The sequence below is a fragment of the Thermoanaerobaculia bacterium genome, assembly GCA_035717485.1.
Taxonomy (GTDB): domain Bacteria; phylum Acidobacteriota; class Thermoanaerobaculia; order UBA5066; family DATFVB01; genus DATFVB01.
This window is the reverse complement of record DASTIQ010000203.1, coordinates 1-2,465: the sequence shown is the minus strand read 5'-3', so window position 1 is coordinate 2,465 and position 2,465 is coordinate 1. Positions and strand designations below refer to the sequence as shown.

1 protein-coding gene is annotated in these 2,465 nt (G+C 67.6%); it reads right to left on the bottom strand.

Features of this window, described 5'->3' with window-relative positions; all coding sequences use genetic code 11:
- Positions 1 to 245: 245 nt before the first annotated feature.
- Positions 246 to 2,465, bottom strand: a 2,220-nt coding sequence (locus VFS34_10690; GenBank protein ID HET9794919.1) for a protein kinase, incomplete at its 5' end; no start/stop codon positions are given.

The following is a 2,465-nucleotide window of genomic DNA, read 5'->3' as shown; positions in this document are numbered from 1 at the left end:
GACGCCGAAGCCGGTGAATCTCTCGAGCTCTTCCCCGAACGCCGCCGCCCCGGACAGAACGAGGGCGAAGGCCGCGAAAACGCCGATGGCGAAACGTCGTCTCATGATTCCCTCTCGATGACGGCCTGAGCATCGCGGCCGAATTCCGGGAGCCGCGATTTGCCGGTCACCGGCCATTATCGAGAGGGCGTGGGCGCGCCGCCATTGGACCTTGGTCCCAGGCACGCGTCTTCGGGGAGCCTCTTTCAGCCCAGGTTCATCTTCTTCAGCAGCGCCTGGAACCGCGGGTGGCCGTGGAGGCTCTTGAAGAGGAACGAGCCCTTGATGCCGTAGATCGCTCCGGAGCGTTCTTCGTAGGCCTTCTCCAGGAGATCGAGAGCCGCGTCCTGTTCGCCGAGACCGGTGTGCACGTACGCGATGTGGTACGGCGAGACGTACCGTTCGCGCGCGAGGGCCTGCAGCCGCGCCAGGATCGAGCGGGCTTCCCCGGTCCGGCCGGCGAGCGCGTACGCCTGGCCCAGTTGCCCGGTGAAGAGCGTGCTGTCGGGCGCGATCGACACCGCGTGCTCGAGCGACGCCAGGCCGTCGGCCATGTTTCCCAGGAACACGTTCGCCCATCCCACGATCGAATACCCGCGCGTGAATCTCGGCTCGAAGGCGATGACCTCGCTCGCGAGGTCCCGCGCCTGCTCGTACCGGCCAGCCCGCAGATACTCGTTGGCGAGGTCGGAGCGGTGCGCGAGAGGGTCGAGCTCCTGCGCGCGCTTGACCATCCGGATCGCGTCGTCGAACCGGCCCATCGCGGAACACATCCAGCCGTACCGGTCGTAGGTGTCGGCACTTCCGGGAGAGAGCTTCAGCGCCACCTGGAATTCCTTCTCCGCCCCGGTCCAGTCGTAATCGCACATGAACTTGAGCGTCGCCGCGACGCTGTGGGCGTCTCCGAGCGCATCGTCGATCGCGAGGGCGCGGCGCACGGCGTCCTTCGCCTTCCCGAAAGCGGTCGCGGGAGATATCGCGCCGGCTCCCTGGCCGGTCGCGAGCTCGGTGTAGAGAAAGGCCAGGGCCGAATACGCGACGGCCAGCTCCGGATCTTCGGCGATGGCCTGTTCGAAGTAGCCGATCGCGCGGCGATACCCCTCCTCGCTCGACCCGCTGAAGGCGTGCCGCCCCTGCAGATAGAGCTTGTAGGCGTGGGGGTTCACCGTCGGCTTCCTCTGGATCCGCGATCGCTCCTCGGGCGACAGCTCCGCCTGCAGGGCCGCGGCGATCTGCATCGCGACGTCGGTCTGGATCGCGAAGATGTCGGTCAGGTCGCGGTCGTAGGTGTCGGCCCAGAGATGTTCGTCGGTGCGGGCGTCCACGAGCTGCGCGACGATGCGGACGCGGTTTCCGGCGCGCCGGATGCTGCCGTCGAGGATCGACGCGGCTCCGAGAGTCGCGCCGATCTCGCGCAGGCTCCGGTCCCGCTTCTTGAAGGACATGACCGACGTGCGGGAGATCACCTTCAGCGACCGGATCTTGGCGAGGTTCGCGATCACGTCCTCGGTCATGCCGTCGGCGAAGAACTCGCTTTCCGCGTCCGCCGTGAAATTCAGGAAGGGGAGGACGGCGACGGAGGGAATCCCCGCGGCCGCGGTCACCGGCGCGCTCCCGGCGGACCCGCTTCCGAACTGCTGGAGGTTGAAGAGGAGATCCCGGGCGGTCTGGTACCGGCGGACGAGGTTCTTCTCGAGGCAGTGGGAGAGGATTCCCGCCATCGCGGGAGAGATCGCCACTCCCGATCCCGACAAATCCGGCGGCTCGTTCATGAGGATCGCGGCCATCGTCTCCGCGGCGGAATCCCTCGCGAACGCCTTGCGGCCCGTCAGCATCTCGTGGAGAACCGACCCGAACGAGAAGATGTCGGAGCGCGGGTCGAGCGGCTCGCCGCGCACCTGCTCCGGCGACATGTATGCGACGGTTCCCATCACCGTCCCGGGCGACGTCTGCCGGCTGGCGGTCGGCGCATTCGTCTCGTCTTCCCCGGAGAGGCGCTCGGTTCGCTTGGCGAGACCGAAATCGAGGATCTTCAGGTCTCCGTCGGAAGTGACGAAGAGGTTCTCGGGTTTCAGGTCGCGATGGACGATTCCCTTCTCGTGGGCCGCGCAGAGCCCTTTCGCGATCTGGAGGGCGAATTCGATCGCGCGACTCTGCGGCAGGGCGCCGGAGTCGAGCGCATCGCGCAGCGTCGAGCCGCGGAGCAGTTCCATCACCGCGTAGGCGGTTCCGTCCTGAGTTCCGAAGTCGAAGATCGCGAGGATGTTCGGATGCGAGAGCGCGGCGACCGCGCGGGCTTCCCTCTCGAACCGCGCCAGCGCGCCGGCGTCGTCGGCGAGGCTTTCGGGAAGGACCTTGACGGCCACCTCGCGGCCGAGACGCGTGTCGCGGGCGCGGTAGACCTCTCCCATCCCGCCCGAGCCCAG